At 65.5% G+C, this 18,478-nt stretch carries 5 protein-coding genes; 3 read left to right on the top strand and 2 right to left on the bottom strand.

Annotation, left to right across the window (positions count from 1 at the left end; genetic code table 11):
- Positions 1 to 40 precede the first annotated feature (40 nt).
- The 3 genes from V6V88_RS09030 (at position 41) to V6V88_RS09020 (ending at position 16,426) form a co-directional block, all read left to right on the top strand.
- Complete coding sequence (locus V6V88_RS09030) at positions 41 to 13,660, top strand: retention module-containing protein (RefSeq protein ID WP_338618916.1); 13,620 nt, start codon at positions 41 to 43, stop codon at positions 13,658 to 13,660.
- 103 nt (positions 13,661 to 13,763) lie between these two features.
- Positions 13,764 to 14,447, top strand: coding sequence for a transglutaminase-like cysteine peptidase (locus tag V6V88_RS09025; protein ID WP_217617817.1), 684 nt, complete (start codon positions 13,764 to 13,766; stop codon positions 14,445 to 14,447).
- 17 nt (positions 14,448 to 14,464) lie between these two features.
- Complete coding sequence (locus V6V88_RS09020) at positions 14,465 to 16,426, top strand: LapD/MoxY N-terminal periplasmic domain-containing protein (protein WP_280002017.1); 1,962 nt, start codon at positions 14,465 to 14,467, stop codon at positions 16,424 to 16,426.
- 68 nt (positions 16,427 to 16,494) lie between these two features.
- Here the strand turns inward: V6V88_RS09020 and V6V88_RS09015 are convergent, their stop codons facing one another.
- A complete protein-coding gene (locus V6V88_RS09015; RefSeq protein ID WP_280002018.1) occupies positions 16,495 to 17,334 on the bottom strand; it encodes a M48 family metallopeptidase in 840 nt (279 codons plus the stop codon).
- Positions 17,335 to 17,372: 38 nt separating this feature from the next.
- A complete protein-coding gene (gene aroC, locus V6V88_RS09010; protein WP_338618911.1) occupies positions 17,373 to 18,443 on the bottom strand; it encodes a chorismate synthase in 1,071 nt (356 codons plus the stop codon).
- Positions 18,444 to 18,478: the final 35 nt, after the last annotated feature.

The following is an 18,478-nucleotide window of genomic DNA, read 5'->3' as shown; positions in this document are numbered from 1 at the left end:
TATCTGGCCATCTTGGATAACTCCCTGAAACGGAACCAACATGGCCAACTCTTCTCCCGCAGTCGTCAACGAAATTTCCGGTCGCGCGTGGATACGCAATAGCGACGGTTCCTTGACCGAACTGCATCAAGGCAGCAAAGTCCCCGCCGGCAGCGACATCGTCACTGCCTCGGGCGCCACGGTTTCGCTTCAGGTTGAAAACGGCATGCCGATCGTGATCGGCGAAGGCCGCGAAGTCGCGGTCAACGGCGACATGACCGGCCCGCTGGCCGATCCGACCGAGGCCGCGGTTGCGCCGCCCTCTGGCACCGATTCGGACCGCCTGCTGGCCGCGCTGCAAGCCGGCCGCGACCCGTTCGACGAACTCGATCCGACCGCCGCCGTCGTGGCTGGCGGCGGTGAAGCCGGCGGCAGCAGCTTCGTCCGTCTGGCCCGCATCCTCGAAACCACCAGCCCGCTGGACCTGGCCTACCCGAATCCGGCGCGCGGCGACGACACGCTGCCGCGGGTTTCCGGCGCGGCGCTGACCGCCGATGACGGCGACGCTGCTGCAGCTGTCCCGGGCAACACGCCTCCGGTCGCGCAGAACGACGGCGTCACCACCCGTCAGGACAATTCGATCAGCGGAAATCTGCTCGCCAACGACGCCGACGCCGATGGCGACGCATTGACGCTGGTTTCCGTCAATGGCCGCCCCATGACCAGCGCCGGCCTGACCGTGCCCGGCTCGAACGGCGGATCGTTCACGGTGTTCCCTGACGGTTCGTACGTCTTCAACCCCAATGGCGATTACCAGGCGCTGGGAGAAGGCGAGACCGCGAGCTCCACCATTTCCTACACGATCACCGATCCGTCGGGCGCCACCTCGACCGCAACGGTCGCCGTCACGATCGTTGGCGTGCTCGACGTGCCCACGATCGCCGTTTCGGACGCGGGCACCATCAACGAAGGCGGCAGCGCCACGTTCAACATCAGTCTGGGCAACACGATCGATCTGGACCGTGAAACGACCATCACGCTCAAGGTTGGTGGTCAGGTCGAACCCCAGGACGTCGGCGTGCCGGTCGTCACCATCGGCGGCGTGGCCGTGGCCGTAACTGCCAATGCAGACGGCACGTACAGCTTCCAGCTGCCCGCCGGCGTCACGAGCGGCATCGTGGTGACGTTGCCCACGACGGACGACAACACTTTCGAGGGCAGCGAGACCCTGACGCTGGAGGCCACGCTCAGCGGCCAGGCCGCCAACGGCGCCCAACTGCCCGCCGGCATCTCCGACACCGGCAACGCGACGATCGTCGATACCGACAGCACCGACCCGACCAACCCGAACCCGGGCGCCGACGTGCCGGCCCTGTCCGTCTCGGACGCGGGCGATGTCAACGAAGGCAGCAATGCCGTCTTCAATGTCGCGCTGACCAAGGCTGTCGACGCCGACACCACCCTGACGTTCACGCTGGGCGGCCAAATTGAAGCGGGCGATGTGGGCACCCCCACCGTCATGATCGGCGGCAGGCCCGCCACCGTCACGGCCAACGCCGATGGCTCCTACAGCGTCACGGTGCCTGCAGGCACCACCGGCGGCATCGTTGTCACCGTCCCGACCACCGACGACACCGTGTTCGAAGGCCGTGAACAGCTGACGCTGGACGCCACGCTGACTGGCAGCTCCGCCAGCGGCATCGCCCTGCCTGGCAACATTACCGACTCCGGCAGCGCCGTCATCGTGGACGACCGCGGCACCGGCGCCGATGTGCCGGCCATCAACGTGTCCGACGCAGGCGATGTCAACGAAGGCAGCGACGCCGTCTTCAATGTCGCGCTGACCAAGGCGGTCGACGCCGACACCACGTTGACGTTCACGCTGGGCGGTCAAATCGAAGCCGGGGACATCGGCACCCCCACCGTGATGATTAGCGGCAAGCCTGCCACTGTCACGGCCAACGCCGATGGCTCCTACAGCATCACGGTGCCGGCTGGCACGACCGGCGGCATCGTGGTCACAGTCCCGACCACCGACGACTCGGTCTTCGAAGGCCGCGAACAGCTGACCCTGGACGCCACGCTCTCGGGCAATACCGCCAGCGGCGTCGCCTTGCCGGGCAACATCACCGATTCCGGTAGCGCCACGATTGTCGATACGGAAAGCACCGACCCGTCGAACCCGAACCCGGGCGCTGACGTGCCGGCCCTGACCGTCTCGGACGCGGGCGATGTCAATGAAGGCAGCGACGCTGTCTTCAATGTCGCGCTGTCCAAGCCGGTTGATGCCGACACCACCCTCACGTTCACGCTCGGCGGCCAGATCGAAGCCGGCGACGTGGGTACCCCCACCGTGATGATTGGCGGCAAGCCCGCCACCGTCACCGCCAATCCGGACGGCACGTACAGCGTCACGGTTCCTGCCGGCACGACTGGCGGCATCGTCGTCACGGTCCCGACCACCGATGACTCCGTCTTCGAAGGCCGCGAACAGCTGACCCTGGACGCCACGCTCTCGGGCAATACCGCCAGCGGCGTCGCCTTGCCGGGCAACATCACCGATTCCGGTAGCGCCACGATTGTCGATACCGAAAGCACCGATCCGTCCAACCCGAATCCGGGCGCTGACGTGCCGGTCCTGACCGTCTCCGACGCGGGCGATGTCAACGAAGGCAGCGATGCCGTCTTCAATGTCGCGCTGACCAAGGCGGTCGACGCCGACACGACCCTGACGTTCTCGCTGGGCGGCCAGGTCGAAGCCGGCGACGTGGGCACGCCCACCGTGATGATTGGCGGCAAGCCCGCCACCGTCACCGCCAATCCCGACGGCACGTATAGCGTTACGGTGCCTGCCGGCACGACCGGCGGCATCGTCGTCACCGTTCCGACCACCGACGACTCGGTGTTTGAAGGCCGTGAGCAGTTGACGCTGGACGCCACGCTGACCGGCAACTCGGCCAGCGGCATCGCCCTGCCAGGCAATATCACCGATTCCGGTAGCGCCACGATTGTCGATACCGAAAGCACCGATCCGTCGAACCCGAATCCTGGCGCTGACGTACCTGCCCTGACCGTCTCCGACGCAGGCGATGTCAACGAAGGCAGCGATGCCGTCTTCAATGTCGCGCTGACCAAGGCGGTCGACGCCGACACGACCCTGACTTTCACGCTGGGCGGCCAGATCGAAGCCGGCGACATCGGTACCCCCACCGTCATGATCGGCGGCAAGCCCGCCACCGTCACCGCCAATCCTGACGGCACGTATAGCGTTACGGTGCCTGCCGGCACGACCGGCGGCATCGTCGTCACCGTTCCGACCACCGACGACTCGGTGTTTGAAGGCCGTGAGCAGTTGACGCTGGACGCCACGCTGACCGGCAACTCCGCCAGCGGCATCGCCCTGCCGGGCAATATCACCGATTCCGGTAGCGCCACGATCGTCGATACGGAAAGCACCGACCCGTCGAACCCGAACCCGGGCGCTGACGTGCCGGCCCTGACCGTCGCCGACGCGGGCGATGTCAATGAAGGCAGCGATGCCGTCTTCAATGTTGCGCTGACCAAAGCTGTTGACGCCGACACCACGCTGACGTTCACGCTGGGCGGCCAGATCGAAGCCGGCGACGTGGGCACCCCCACCGTCATGATCGGCGGCAAGCCTGCCACCGTCACGGCCAACGCCGATGGTTCTTACAGCATCACGGTTCCGGCTGGCACGACTGGCGGCATCGTCGTTACCGTCCCGACCACCGATGACGCCGTCTTCGAAGGCCGCGAACAGCTGACGCTGGACGCCACGCTCTCGGGCAATACCGCCAGCGGCGTCGCCCTGCCTGGCAACATTACCGACTCCGGTAGCGCCACGATTGTCGATACCGAAAGCACCGATCCGTCGAACCCGAACCCGGGGGCTGACGTGCCGGCCATTTCCGTCTCGGACGCGGGTGATGTCAACGAAGGCAACGACGCCGTCTTCAATGTCGAGCTGACCAAGGCCGTCGACGCCGACACCACGCTGACGTTCACGTTGGGTGGCCAGATTGAAAATGGTGACGTGGGCACGCCCACCGTCATGATTGGCGGCAAGCCCGCCACCGTCACGGCCAATCCGGACGGTACGTACAGCGTCACGGTTCCTGCGGGTACGACGGGCGGCATCGTCGTTACCGTCCCGACCACTGACGATTCGGTGTTTGAAGGCCGCGAGCAACTGACGGTCGAAGCGACGCTCTCGGGCAATACCGCCAGCGGCGTTGCGCTGCCTGGCAACATCAGCGACTCCGGCAGCGCCGTCATCGTTGACGATCATGGCTCCGGCGCGGATGTGCCCTCGCTGAGCGTCTCGGACGCCGGCGACGTCGACGAAGGCAACGACGCCGTCTTCAACGTCGCGCTCTCCAAGCCTGTCGACGCCGACACCACGCTGACGTTCACCCTGGGCGGCCAGATCCAAGCCGGCGACGTGGGCACCCCCACCGTCATGATCGGCGGCAAACCTGCCGTCGTGACTGCGAATGCCGATGGATCCTACAGCATCACGGTGCCGGCTGGCACGACCGGCGGCATCGTGGTCACCGTCCCGACTACCGACGATTCCGTCTTCGAAGGCCGCGAACAGCTGACCCTGGACGCCACGCTGACTGGCAGCTCGGCCAGCGGCATCGCGCTGCCGGGCACCATCACCGATTCCGGTAGCGCCGTCATCGTTGACGATCACGGTTCGGGCGCGGACGTGCCGACCCTGTCCGTCTCGGATGCCGGCGACGTGAATGAAGGCAATGACGCTGTCTTTAACGTCGCCCTGTCCAAGCCGGTCGACGCCGACACCACGCTGACGTTCACCCTGGGCGGCCAGATTGAAGCTGGCGACGTGGGTACGCCCACGGTCATGATCGGCGGCAAACCGGCCGTCGTGACTGCGAATGCCGATGGCTCTTACAGCATCACCGTGCCGGCTGGCACGACCGGCGGCATCGTTGTCACCGTCCCGACCACCGACGATTCCGTCTTCGAAGGCCGCGAACAGCTGACGCTGGACGCCACGCTGACCGGCAGCTCCGCCAGCGGCATCGCGCTGCCGGGCACCATCACCGACTCGGGCAGCGCCGTCATTGTTGACGATCACGGTTCGGGCGCGGACGTGCCGACCCTGTCCGTCTCGGACGCCGGTGACGTCAACGAAGGCAATGACGCTGTCTTTAACGTCGCCCTGTCCAAGCCGGTTGATGCCGACACCACGCTGACGTTCACCCTGGGTGGCCAGATCGAAGCTGGCGACGTGGGTACGCCCACGGTCATGATTGGCGGCAAGCCTGCCGTCGTGACTGCTAATGCCGATGGCTCCTACAGCATCACCGTGCCGGCTGGCACCACCGGCGGCATTGTCGTCACGGTCCCGACCACCGACGATTCCGTCTTCGAAGGCCGCGAACAGCTGACGCTCGACGCCACGCTGACTGGCAGCTCGGCCAGTGGCATCGCCCTGCCTGGCACCATCACCGACTCGGGCAGCGCCGTCATCGTTGACGACCATGGTCCGGGCGCCGACGTGCCGACCCTGTCCGTCTCGGATGCAGGCGATGTGAATGAAGGCAACGACGCTGTCTTTAACGTCGCCCTGTCCAAGCCGGTCGACGCCGACACCACCCTGACGTTCACGCTCGGCGGCCAGATCGAAACTGGCGACGTGGGTACGCCCACGGTCATGATCGGTGGCAAGCCGGCCACCGTCACGACGAACGCCGACGGCTCCTACAGCATCACGGTGCCGGCTGGCACCACAGGCGGCATCGTTGTCACGGTCCCGACCGCCGACGACTCGGTGTTTGAAGGCCGCGAACAGCTGACGCTGGACGCCACGTTGACCGGCAGCTCGGCCAGCGGCATCGCGCTGCCGGGCACCATCACCGATTCCGGTAGCGCCACGATTGTCGATACGGAAAGCACCGATCCGACCAACCCGAACCCGGGCGCTGACGTGCCGGCCCTGACCGTCTCGGATGCCGGCGACGTCAATGAGGGCAGCAACGCTGTCTTCAATGTCGCGCTGACCAAGGCTGTCGACGCCGACACGACCCTGACCTTCACGCTCGGCGGTCAAATTGAAGCCGACGACGTGGGCACGCCCACGGTCATGATTGGCGGCAAGCCTGCCACCGTCACGGCCAACGCCGATGGCTCCTACAGCATCACCGTGCCGGCTGGTACGACCGGCGGCATCGTTGTCACCGTCCCGACCACCGATGACTCCGTCTTCGAAGGCCGCGAACAGCTGACCCTGGACGCCACGCTCTCGGGCAATACCGCCAGCGGTGTCGCCCTGCCGGGCAACATCACCGATTCCGGCAGCGCCGTCATCGTTGACGACCATGGTTCGGGCGCCGACGTGCCGACCCTGTCCGTCTCGGATGCAGGCGATGTGAATGAAGGCAACGACGCTGTCTTTAACGTCGCCCTGTCCAAGCCGGTCGACGCCGACACCACGCTGACGTTCACGCTCGGCGGCCAGATCGAAGCTGGCGACGTGGGCACCCCCACCGTCATGATCGGCGGCAAGCCCGCCACGGTCACGGCCAATGCCGATGGCTCCTACAGCATCACGGTGCCGGCTGGCACCACGGGCGGCATTGTCGTCACGGTCCCGACCACCAACGACTCCGTCTTTGAAGGCCGCGAGCAACTGACCCTGGACGCCACGTTGACTGGCAGCTCGGCCAGCGGCATCGCCCTGCCGGGCACCATCACCGACTCGGGCAGCGCAGTCATCGTTGACGACCACGGTTCGGGCGCCGACGTGCCGACCCTGTCCGTCTCGGATGCAGGCGACGTCAACGAAGGCAACGACGCTGTCTTCAACGTCGCCTTGTCCAAGCCGGTTGATGCCGACACCACCCTGACGTTCACCCTGGGTGGCCAGATTGAAGCTGGCGACGTGGGTACGCCCACGGTCATGATCGGCGGCAAGCCTGCCACCGTCACGGCCAACGCCGATGGCTCGTACAGCATCACCGTGCCTGCCGGCACGACAGGCGGCATCGTGGTCACGGTCCCGACCACCGATGACTCCGTGTTTGAAGGGCGCGAACAGCTGACGCTGGACGCCACGCTGACCGGCAGCTCGGCCAGCGGCATCGCCCTGCCGGGCACCATCACTGATTCCGGTAGCGCGACGATTGTCGATACGGAAAGCACTGACCCGTCGAACCCGAACCCGGGCGCCGACGTGCCGGCCCTCACCGTCTCGGATGCCGGCGACGTCAACGAAGGCAGCAACGCCGTCTTCAATGTTGCGCTGACTAAGGCTGTCGATGCCGATACGACGCTGACGTTCACGCTGGGCGGTCAAATTGAAGCCGGCGATGTGGGCACCCCCACGGTCATGATCGGCGGCAAACCCGCCACCGTCACGGCCAACGCCGATGGCTCGTACAGCATCACCGTGCCTGCCGGCACGACTGGCGGCATCGTTGTCACGGTCCCGACCACCGACGACTCGGTGTTTGAAGGCCGTGAGCAGTTGACGCTGGACGCCACGCTGACCGGCAACTCGGCCAGCGGCATCGCCCTGCCGGGCAATATCACTGATTCCGGCAGCGCCACGATTGTCGATACGGAAAGCACCGACCCGTCCAACCCGAACCCGGGCGCCGACGTGCCGGCCCTGACCGTCTCCGACGCGGGCGACGTCAACGAAGGCAGCAACGCCGTCTTCAATGTCGCGCTGACCAAGGCGGTCGATGCCGACACCACGCTGACGTTCACGCTCGGCGGCCAGATCGAAGCCGGCGACGTGGGTACGCCCACGGTCATGATCGGAGGCAAGCCTGCCACCGTCACGGCCAACGCCGATGGCTCCTACAGCATCACCGTGCCTGCCGGCACGACCGGCGGCATCGTTGTCACCGTCCCGACCACCGATGACGCCGTCTTTGAAGGCCGTGAACAGCTGACGCTGGACGCCACGCTCTCGGGCAATACCGCCAGCGGCGTCGCCCTGCCTGGCAACATTACCGATTCCGGCAGCGCCACGATTGTCGATACGGAAAGCACCGACCCGTCCAACCCGAACCCGGGCGCCGACGTGCCGGCCCTGAACGTCTCCGACGCGGGCGACGTCAACGAAGGCAGCAACGCCGTCTTCAATGTCGCGCTGACCAAGGCGGTCGATGCCGACACCACGCTGACGTTCACGCTCGGCGGCCAGATCGAAGCCGGCGACGTGGGCACGCCCACGGTCATGATCGGCGGCAAGCCTGCCACCGTCACGGCCAACGCCGATGGCTCGTACAGCATCACCGTGCCTGCCGGCACGACCGGCGGCATCGTTGTCACCGTCCCGACCACCGATGATTCGGTGTTCGAAGGCCGCGAGCAGCTGACGCTCAACGCCACGCTCTCGGGCAACACCGCCAGCGGCGTCGCCCTGCCTGGCAACATTACCGATTCCGGCAGCGCCACGATTGTCGATACGGAAAGCACCGACCCGTCGAACCCGAACCCGGGCGCCGACGTGCCGGCCCTGACCGTCTCGGATGCCGGCGACGTCAACGAAGGCAGCGACGCCGTCTTCAATGTCGCGCTGACCAAGGCGGTCGATGCCGACACGACCCTGACGTTCACGCTGGGCGGCCAGATCGAAGCTGGCGACGTGGGCACCCCCACCGTCATGATCGGCGGCAAACCTGCCGTCGTCACGGCCAACGGCGATGGCTCCTACAGTATCACCGTGCCGGCCGGCACGACTGGCGGCATCGTCGTCACGGTCCCGACCACCGACGACTCCGTCTTCGAAGGCCGTGAACAACTGACGCTTGACGCCACGCTGACCGGCAGCTCGGCCAGCGGCGTCGCGCTGCCTGGCAACATCACCGATTCCGGCAACGCCGCAATCGTGGACGATCGTGGTCCGGGCGCCGACGTGCCGACCCTGACCGTCTCCGACGCGGGCGACGTCAACGAAGGCAGCAACGCCGTCTTCAACGTCGCGCTGAACAAGGCCGTTGACGCCAACACCACGCTGACGTTCAAGCTCGGCGGCCAGATCGAAGCCGGCGACGTGGGCACGCCCACGGTCATGATCGGCGGCAAGCCCGCCACGGTCACGGCCAACGCCGATGGCTCCTACAGCATCACCGTGCCGGCCGGCACGACTGGCGGCATCGTGGTCACCGTCCCCACCACCGATGATTCGGTGTTCGAAGGCCGTGAACAGCTGACCCTGGAAGCCACGCTCTCGGGCAACACCGCCAGCGGCGTCGCCCTGCCTGGCAACATCACCGATACCGGCAACGCCGCCATCGTGGACAGCCGTGGTCCGGGCGCCGATGTGCCGTCGCTCAATGTCTCCGACGCGGGCAACGTGACCGAAGGGAACACGGCGAGCTTCAACGTGACCCTGAGCAAGCCGGTCGATGCCGAAACGACGCTGACCTTCACGCTGGGCGGCCAGGTTACCGGCGCCGACTACGGCAAGCCCGTTGTGACGATCGGCGGAACGTCCGTGGCGGTGACGGCCAACGCAGACGGCTCGTACAGCGTCAAGGTTCCGTCCGGCACCACCGGCGGCATTGTCGTCCAAGTGCCCACGACTGCCGACGGCATCTACGAAGGCACCGAAAGCATGGTGCTCAACGCCACGCTCTCCGGTCAGACCGCTAGCGGTACCGCCCTTCCGGCAGGCATCTCGGACAGCGGCAATGCGGCCATCGTGGACATCAACAAGCCGCCTGTCGTGGGCAACGCATCCGTCGCGGTGTCCGAGGAAGGCCTGAGCGGTGGCATCAAGGACGGCAATGGCACGTCCGACACCACCGATTCGGCGAAGGCCAATGGCCAGTTGAACATCACCGACGACAACAGCGGAGCCGCCTACACGATCACGCTGGTGGCGCCGGCCAATGGCAGCCTCAGCTCCGACGGCGTGCCAATCAACTGGACGCTGTCCGACAATGGCCATACGCTGACCGGCCGCGCCGGCACCACCGACGCCATCATCATCAAGATCGACAATGCTGGCGCCTACACGGTGCAGATGCTGGCGCCGGTGGATCATCCGGACACGACGCGTGAAGACACGGTCGGCCTGTCCGTGACCGTCAAGGTCGCGGACGGCGTCAATGCGCCCGTCACCACCACGCTGAACGTCACGATCGAAGACGATTCGCCTGTCGTGCAGCAGAACGCGCCCGTCAACGTCGAGTCCGCCGGCATTCCCGATGTCTATACCGGCAAGGTCTCCTTTGCCGGCTCCTCCAGCAGCGATAGCCAGTGGAAGTTCACGTTCGGCAACGGCGCCGTGGAAGTCTCGGCCAAGGGATTCACGTCGAATAACGACCTGACGCTGATCGACGCCAAGGTCAACCAGAGCACCGCAGGGCTGGGTGTGGCGAGTTCGGGCTCCCCGTATCACAACATCGCGAACGAGGTGGACTACCGCGAATTGAACGGCCAGGGCGCGTCGGAAGAACTGACGATCCGCCTCACCGGCGGAAAGATCGCCTACGGCGCAACCATCGACTTCGCCGCCATGTATGGTGGCGAAGTGGAAAGCGGCATCGCACGCTTCTACCGCGATGGCGTGTTGATCGCCGAACGCACCTTCACCTCCGACAAGAGCGGCGGCGACTACGCGGCGAACTTCCGGGTCGAGGAAGGCGGTTTCGACACGATCGTCGTGTCTGCCACGGACAACCACAAGAATTCCTCGAGCGACAACAGCGACTTCACGGTGACTGGCGTGACGTTCCTGGGCAGCCAGGATGTCCATGCCATCGCCTACGCCGACGGCAACCTGCAATTCGCCTACGGCGCTGACGGCCCCGGAACGCTGAAGCTGACGGGCGTGGAAAGCGGCCTGACGACGCGTGATGGCGGCGCAATCAAGACCAATGTGGCTGCCAACGGCAACCTGATCCAGGGTCTGGATGCGTCGGGCAATCTGGTGTTCGAGATCCGTCTGACGCCGGCCACCGGAAAGTGGGAGTTCTATCAGTACCAGCCCATGAACGGCACGGCCAACAAGCTGATCGACTTCACGTACCAAGTGACCGACGCGGATGGCGATTTCGCAAACGGCCAGTTCCAGGTTGGCGGTGTCGAGCCCACGGGCCCGACCCTGACCATCGAAGACAACAATGCCGGCGCCCCTGGCGTCCTGAGCGTGTCCGAAGCACAGGCCACCGGCAGCGGTTCCTTCGTGATCACCGCGGCAGCCGGACTGAAGTCGATCTCGATCGACGGCACCGGCAACGCCGACGCGACGCTTACTCTGGACCGCCTGGCGGGCCTGTCGAGCAACCCGCTCACGCTGACCACCAGCAAGGGCACGCTGACGCTCACTGGCTACGACGCGGCAACCGGCAAGGTGACCTACACCTACCAGACCAGCGGCGCACAGCAACACACTGGCGACGACACCAACGTCCAGGACCACTTCGCGATCACGGTCGAAGACAAGTTCGGCGGCAAGGCGACGGGCGACCTGGGCGTGCTGGTGACCGATACGGCGCCCAACCTGGTCCCGATTGCCGACAGCTCCGCGCTGTCGTCACGCGGCACCAACATCATGCTCACGCTGGATACGTCCGGCAGCATGAACTACGGTAGCGGTGTCTACAACAACAAGCGTGAGCTGACGCGCCTGGAGGTACTGAAATCCTCGGTCGCCAAGCTGCTCGACCAGTATGGCGAGTCCGGCGACGTGCGCGTCATGATTGTCGAATTCAACTCGACCGCGAGTCAGAAGGGCGGCGGCTGGATGTCGCTGGCCGAAGCCAAGACGCTGGTCGATGGCTTGAGCTACGGCGGCGGCACCAACTACGAAGCCGCGCTGAACACCGCAATGACTGCGTGGAACAACTCTGGCACGGGCAAGCTGGAAGGCGCCAATGTCCAGAACATCTCCTACTTCTTCACAGACGGAAACCCTGAGAACGGTCCCGTCTACGCCACTCAGCAGGCGACGTGGGAAAAGTTCCTCTCGGACAACCAGATCAATTCCTACGGCATCGGTCTTGGCACCAACGCCACCGGCACGTACATCGATCCGGTGTCCTACAACCCCAGCAAGCCGCAGGACAGCAACACGATCATCGTGAAGGACTTGAACGGTCTGGATACGGCGATTTCGGACACCATCGCACCGCCGATCGTCGGCGACATCTCGGCGGGCGGTACGTTGGGCGCCGACCTGGCCGGTGCGCGCATCACGCAACTGGTGATCGACGGCAAGACGTACAACTACGACGTTGCGACCAACAAGGTCACGGCTAGCGCCGGCGCGACCTTCACCTTCGATTCGGCCAAGTCCGAACTGACGGTGACGACGTCGCACGGCAAGTTCACGATCGATCTGGCGGGCGAAAACCTGGGTGATTATCGCTACCAGCCGCAAACCGCCGGCACCGACACCGTCCAGTACACGGTCAGGGATGGCGACGGCGATACAGCAAGCTCCAGCCTCACGCTGACGGTGACGGCGCCGGTTTATCAAAACCCGGATGCCGTGAACGACACGGTGATCACCAACATCCTGAGCCCGCAATTGACGGTTCAGGCCGGATCCCTGCTTGCCAACGACGTTCGCGGCACGGGCGCGTTGACGATGGGACCGCTGACGGTCAATACGGGCTGGAAGGATAAGGGAGGCGACTTTGCTGCCTCCTCGGTCAAGACGCTTGACTTCGACGGCACCAGCGGCAGCAGCAACGCGAACAAATTCCTGACGGTCAATCGTGCCGACCTTGCCCAGATCGGCCAGAATCGCGCTCAGATCAAGGTGGACGGTTATCTCGGTAGCGTCGGCGCCACCCGCAGCAATGACCAGGATCTGATCACCATTGCATTGAGCGCAGGCGAGATTCTTACGCTGAACCATAACCTGCAATCCAATTGGATCCGGATGGAGTATCGCTTGGCAGGAAGCTCGGACGACTATGTCGTGCTCAAGAGTGGCGATTCCATCTCTTCCGCGACGGGCGCCAGCTACGAAATCCATATCGTCAACATCGACGACAACGGATCGAGCTGGGGTGGCACGGGAGAAGAAGACTACCTGCTCACGATGACCGTCGATTACTCCGCTGCATCGCCCGTTGCCGACACCGTGGCCAATTCCTCGTACACGATCAGTACGGCGGACGGCCATAGCGATAGCGCCAACGTGTCTGTGGCCTATCAAGCGGGCAGCAGCCTGCTGGGCACCGACAAGAGCGAGATCCTGCTTGCGGGAGATGGCAACGACACCCTGAACGGCGGCAAGGGCAACGACGTGCTGATCGGCGGCAAGGGCCACGACACCCTGATCGGTGGCGACGGTTCCGATACGTTCCGCTGGGAGTTCAACGATCAGGGAACGACGTCCAACCCGGCCGTGGACCGGATCAAGGACTTCTCGCTGGCCAAACCCGCAGACGGCGGCGATGTGCTGGACCTGAAGGACCTGCTCGTGGGCGAGAAGGATGGCAATCTGTCCAACTACCTCAACTTCAAGCAGGATCCGGCCAACGCCAACAATACGATTCTCGAGATCAACACCAAGGGCCAGATCGGCCAGGGTGCCGATCAGAAGATCGTGCTGGAGGGCGTCGATCTCACCCACGACGTCCACGGTCAGGCCGTCAGCAACCAGGCCATCATCAACGACCTGCTGCAGAAGGGGAAGCTGAACGTCGATCATCATTGAACATCGACGTGACGGGAGGGCCGGCCCAGGCCTTACCCTCCCGCCCGACGCATTTTTTCAAGGGCGCGTCCAAGATGCCCGAAAAAATGTGAAAATCCGTTTCATGCCCCCAACCCGCCGTTTTCGTAGCGCGCTGACTCTGTGCCGTGTGGCGCTGCTATGCCTGGCTTGCGGGTGGAGCGGCAGCTCGGCGCTGGAGATCAACACGGACAGGCTGCAAAGCCTGTCCGCCAGCCGCTACGGCGCCAAGGGCGCAAAGTCCGTATCGAACTGGCTGCAATTGCTGCGCAGCCCCGCTCCGGCATCGGATCGCGACCGCCTCACCGTCGCCAACGACTTCTGGAACCGCGCCCTGCTCTCCGGCGAGGACTCCATCATCTGGAAGCAGGCCGATTACTGGGCCACGCCGCTGGAGTCGCTGGGCCGGGGCGCCGGCGATTGCGAAGACTATGTCATCGGCAAGTATTTCACCCTGCTCTCCATGGGGGTGCCGGCCAACAAGCTGCGCTTCATCTATGTGCGCGCCCGCATCGGCGGCGCGGCCAGCAGCGCCCAGGTGGCCCACATGGTGCTGGGCTATTACGAAACCCCGAATGCCGTCCCGCTTGTGCTGGACAGCCTGATTTCAACCATCCTGCCGGCCACGCAGCGGCGCGACCTGACGCCGGTGTTCAGTTTCAACGCCGACGGCGTCTACGTGGACGGCAAGGCGGCCGCGCCTGTCGACCGCCTCAGCCGCTGGCGCGACCTCCTTCAACGCATGGAACGGGAAGGCATCCGCCCCTGACGTCCGGAAACAAGACTATGTCCATACTTCGACAGCTCCTGCTCAGCGTGACCCTCGCCATCAGCGTCATCTTGCTGGGAACGCTGGCGCTCAGCGTCAACTCGGCGCGCGAGTACCTGTCGGGCCAGCTTCAGGTGCAAAGCACCGACGCGGCCGTATCGCTGGCCCTGTCCTTGTCGCAGCCGGCGAACAACGACCCGGTCGTGCAGGAACTGCTGGTGTCCGCGCTTTACGATGGCGGGCACTTTTCGCTGGTGCGCCTGACCGATCCCGACGGCAAGGTGCTGATCGAACGCCGGTCGACCGCCACTGCCGCGTCGGTGCCTGCGTGGTTCCAGGCGCTGGCGCCGCTGGATAGCCAGGCGGCCAGCCATGCGGTCAGCGACGGCTGGCGGCAGATCGGCGAAGTCACCCTGATCGCCAACGATGCCTACGCCTGGGAAGCCCTGTGGCGCAGCAGCCTGAAGATGATTGCGCTGGTGGTCGGCGCGGGCATCCTGTGGGCCATCTTCGCCTTCGTTCTGGTCGGGTGGATCAAGAACCGTCTGCTGCGCGAAATCAGCGACCACGTCCGCGGCATCGGCCGGGATGCGCCGGGCGAGCAGGTCGAGGCGCGGGTGCCGGAACTGTCCGGCGTGGTGCAGGCGTTGAACCAGACGCGCGAGCGCATTCACGCCAGCGTCGAAGAACAGAACGCCAAGATCGAGTCGCTGGAACTGGAGCTGAACCAGGACCCCGTGACCGGCTTGCCCAACCGCAAGTACTTCGTCAACGAGTTCCGCCGCGCGCTGGAAACCCGGGCAGCGCCGGGAACGTCGCGGGTCGATGGCGGGCACGTGCTGGTGTTTCGCCAGCGCGACCTGGCCGACCTGAACCGCCACATGCCGCGCGAATTCATCGACCAGTGGCTGCGCACTGCCTGCGAACGCATTCAAGGCACGCTCAAGCGCATGCACGTCGCCGCGCCCATGCTGGCGCGGCTGAATGGATCGGACTTTGCGCTGCTGCTGCCGGGCTGCGCGGCGCCCCAGGCCATGATGGTGGCCGAGCAGGTCCGGGCCGACCTGCATGCGTCGCGCATTCCAGTCGGCGAAGGCCATCTTTGCCGCTGGGCGCAGGCCATGACCGACTACGGACACGGCAGCCAGGCTGGCGCCGTGCTTGCCCGCCTGGATTTCGGCCTGATGCGCGCGGAAAGCGCCGGCAACGACCAGGTCGTCATCGCGGGCGCCACGGACACGCATTCGCCGTCGGAAGCCGGCGAGCGGGCCTGGAAGGACGCCATCCAGACGGCGTTGGAAGGCCGTCACTTCGAACTGTCGACCGAACCCCTGCTGGCGCTGAATGGACGCGTCGTGCGCACCGAAGCCATGCTGATGCTGCGCACCGCCCCGGATCAGGAGCCGATTCCCGCCACGCTTTTCATTCCGCCGGCGGTGCGGCTGGACCTGGTAGCCGAGTGCGATCTGGAAGCGGTGCGGCTGGGCCTGGAATGGCTGGCCAGCCACGCGGGCGAGCTTGCCGTGCGCGTGTCGCTGCCGTCGCTGCGCGGCCAGAAGTTCCTGCGCCAGCTCGCGTTGCTGCTGACCGAAAACCGGCCGCTTGCGCGCCGCCTGTACGTGGAAATCGACGCGCACGGCCTGGTGGAATGCCACGAGCAGATCACCGCGTTTGCCCGCGTCGCCGCGGAGTTCGGCGCCCATATCGGCGTGCGCCGGCTGGCGCAGCAGTTCGGCGCGGTGGCGCAACTGCACACGCTGCCGTTGTCCTACGTGAAACTGGGCGGGGGCTTCGTGGGCGGCATGTCGCAAAGCCCGGGCAGCCAGCAACTCACGGCCTCGGTCCTGGAAACGGCCCGGTCGCTGGGGATTGCCGTGTACGCGGAAGATGTGCCGGACGCGGAAACCCAACGCATCCTGCAAGGGCTGGGCATCGACATCATGCGAGGCCAGGGCGTCAAGACGCCAAGTGTGGAGTAAGCGGAACGGTCCGCGCTGGGCCCGGCAAGCCGGCGGGCGCCCCAACCGGAGCGCCGCCCCCCGCGCGATCAGCGCGCGGCTTGTCCCTTGGACTGCTCGTAAAGCGGCATCACCTTCTGCGCCGCCGTTTGCAGGTCGCTGATGCGCGAGGCTGCCGACGGGTGAGTGGACAGAATCTCGGGCGGCGCGCTGCCCTGGCTGGCAGCGCCCATCTTCTGCCACAGCGTCACGGCCGCACGCGGGTCATAACCTGCCCTGGCGGCCAGTTCAACACCCATGCGGTCCGCTTCGGTCTCGTGCGTGCGGCTGTTGGGCAACGTGAACATCACATTGGTCAATTCGCCGCCCAGGTCCGACGCCGCCGACGATCCGGTGGCAATGGACAACACCTGCAGGCCCAGGCTGGTAGCCATCTGCTGGGATACGCGCTCGCGGGCGTGTTCACGCAACGCATGGGCGATCTCGTGGCCTAGTACCGCAGCCAGCTCATCGTCGGTTGGGTTGATCTTCGAGATCAGGCCGGTATAGACCGCGATCTTGCCGCCGGGCATGCACCAGGCGTTGACCTCGTCGCTGGACAGCACGTGGACTTCCCATTTCCAGCTTGCGGCATCCGGACGGAACACGCCCGCCTGCGCGATCAAACGCTGCGAGATGGCGCGCACCCGCGCCACCTGCTTGGCATCCTTGTCCAGCAAGCCCTTGGACTTGGCCTGCTGCAGGATCTCGGCGTATTGCTGGGTTGCTTCCTGTTCCAGCGCCTGCGAAGGCACCATGCTGGACATGTACTGGGTGCGGTTGACGCCCACGGCGCCCGACTGCGTGGTGTTCATGCCGGTGCAGCCCGCCAGCACGGCCAGCGACAGCACGGCTCCGGCATTGCGCAGAAAATGACGCTTCTGTTTCATGTCGGCCTCCAAGCCATTTTCAACAACGGAAAAACGTATCAGACCGGGGCGGCGCCGCACTGCCCGCGATGGCGCAGCGCGTGGTCGATCAGCACCAGCGCCAGCATCGCCTCGGCGATCGGCGTGGCGCGGATGCCCACGCAAGGGTCGTGACGGCCCAGCGTCTGCACCATCACCGGCTCGTTGGCGCGGTTGACCGAGCGGCGCTCGACTCGGATGCTGGAAGTGGGCTTGACTGCGAGCGACACGGTGATGGGCTGTCCGGTGGAGATGCCGCCCAGCACGCCGCCGGCGTGGTTGCTCAGAAAGCCTTCGGGCGTGATTTCGTCGCCATGTTCCGAGCCGCGCTGCGTGATGCATTCAAAACCCGCGCCGATGGAGACGCCCTTGACCGCGTTCAGGCCCATCATGACGTGGGCGATGTCGGCATCGAGGCGGTCGTAGATGGGTTCGCCCCAGCCGGCCGGCAGGTTCTCGGCAACGACCTCGATGCGTGCGCCGATGGAATCGCCGTCCCGGCGCAACTGGTCCATGTAGGCTTCCAGTTCGGGCACGACCTCGGCGTTGGGCGCATAGAAGGGATTGTTGGGCACTTCGTCCCACGAAACGAACGGGATGGCGACGGGGCCGAGCTGGCTCATGTAGCCGCGCACCTTGACGCCGTACTGCTCGGACAGCCACTTCTTGGCGATGGCGCCAGCCGCCACGGTGGGCGCGGTCAGGCGGGCCGACGATCGTCCGCCGCCGCGCGGGTCGCGCACGCCGAACTTGTTCCAGTAAGCGAAGTCGGCGTGGCCGGGCCGGAAGGTGTCCTCGATATTGGAGTAATCCTTGCTGCGCGCGTCGGTATTGCGGATCAGCAGGCCGATGGGCGTGCCGGTGGTGACCCCTTCGTAAACGCCGGACAGGATCTCGACCTGATCGGCTTCCTGGCGCTGCGTCACGTGGCGCGAGGTGCCCGGACGGCGGCGGTCCAGTTCGAACTGGATGTCGGCCGCGGTAAGGGCCAGCCCCGGCGGGCAGCCGTCCACGACGCAACCGATGGCCGGCCCGTGGGATTCGCCGAAATTCGTGACGGTAAAGAGAGTACCTAGGGTATTGCCGGGCATAGGGAGTCAACAGGTCGGGTTTGCAAGCAACCCCG

Origin of the sequence: Achromobacter sp. E1, from assembly GCF_037039475.1 — a bacterium.
Lineage (GTDB): Bacteria > Pseudomonadota > Gammaproteobacteria > Burkholderiales > Burkholderiaceae_B > Achromobacter > Achromobacter mucicolens.
Note: the sequence above shows the minus strand (reverse complement) of the source record. Positions and strands in the feature narration are given on the sequence as shown.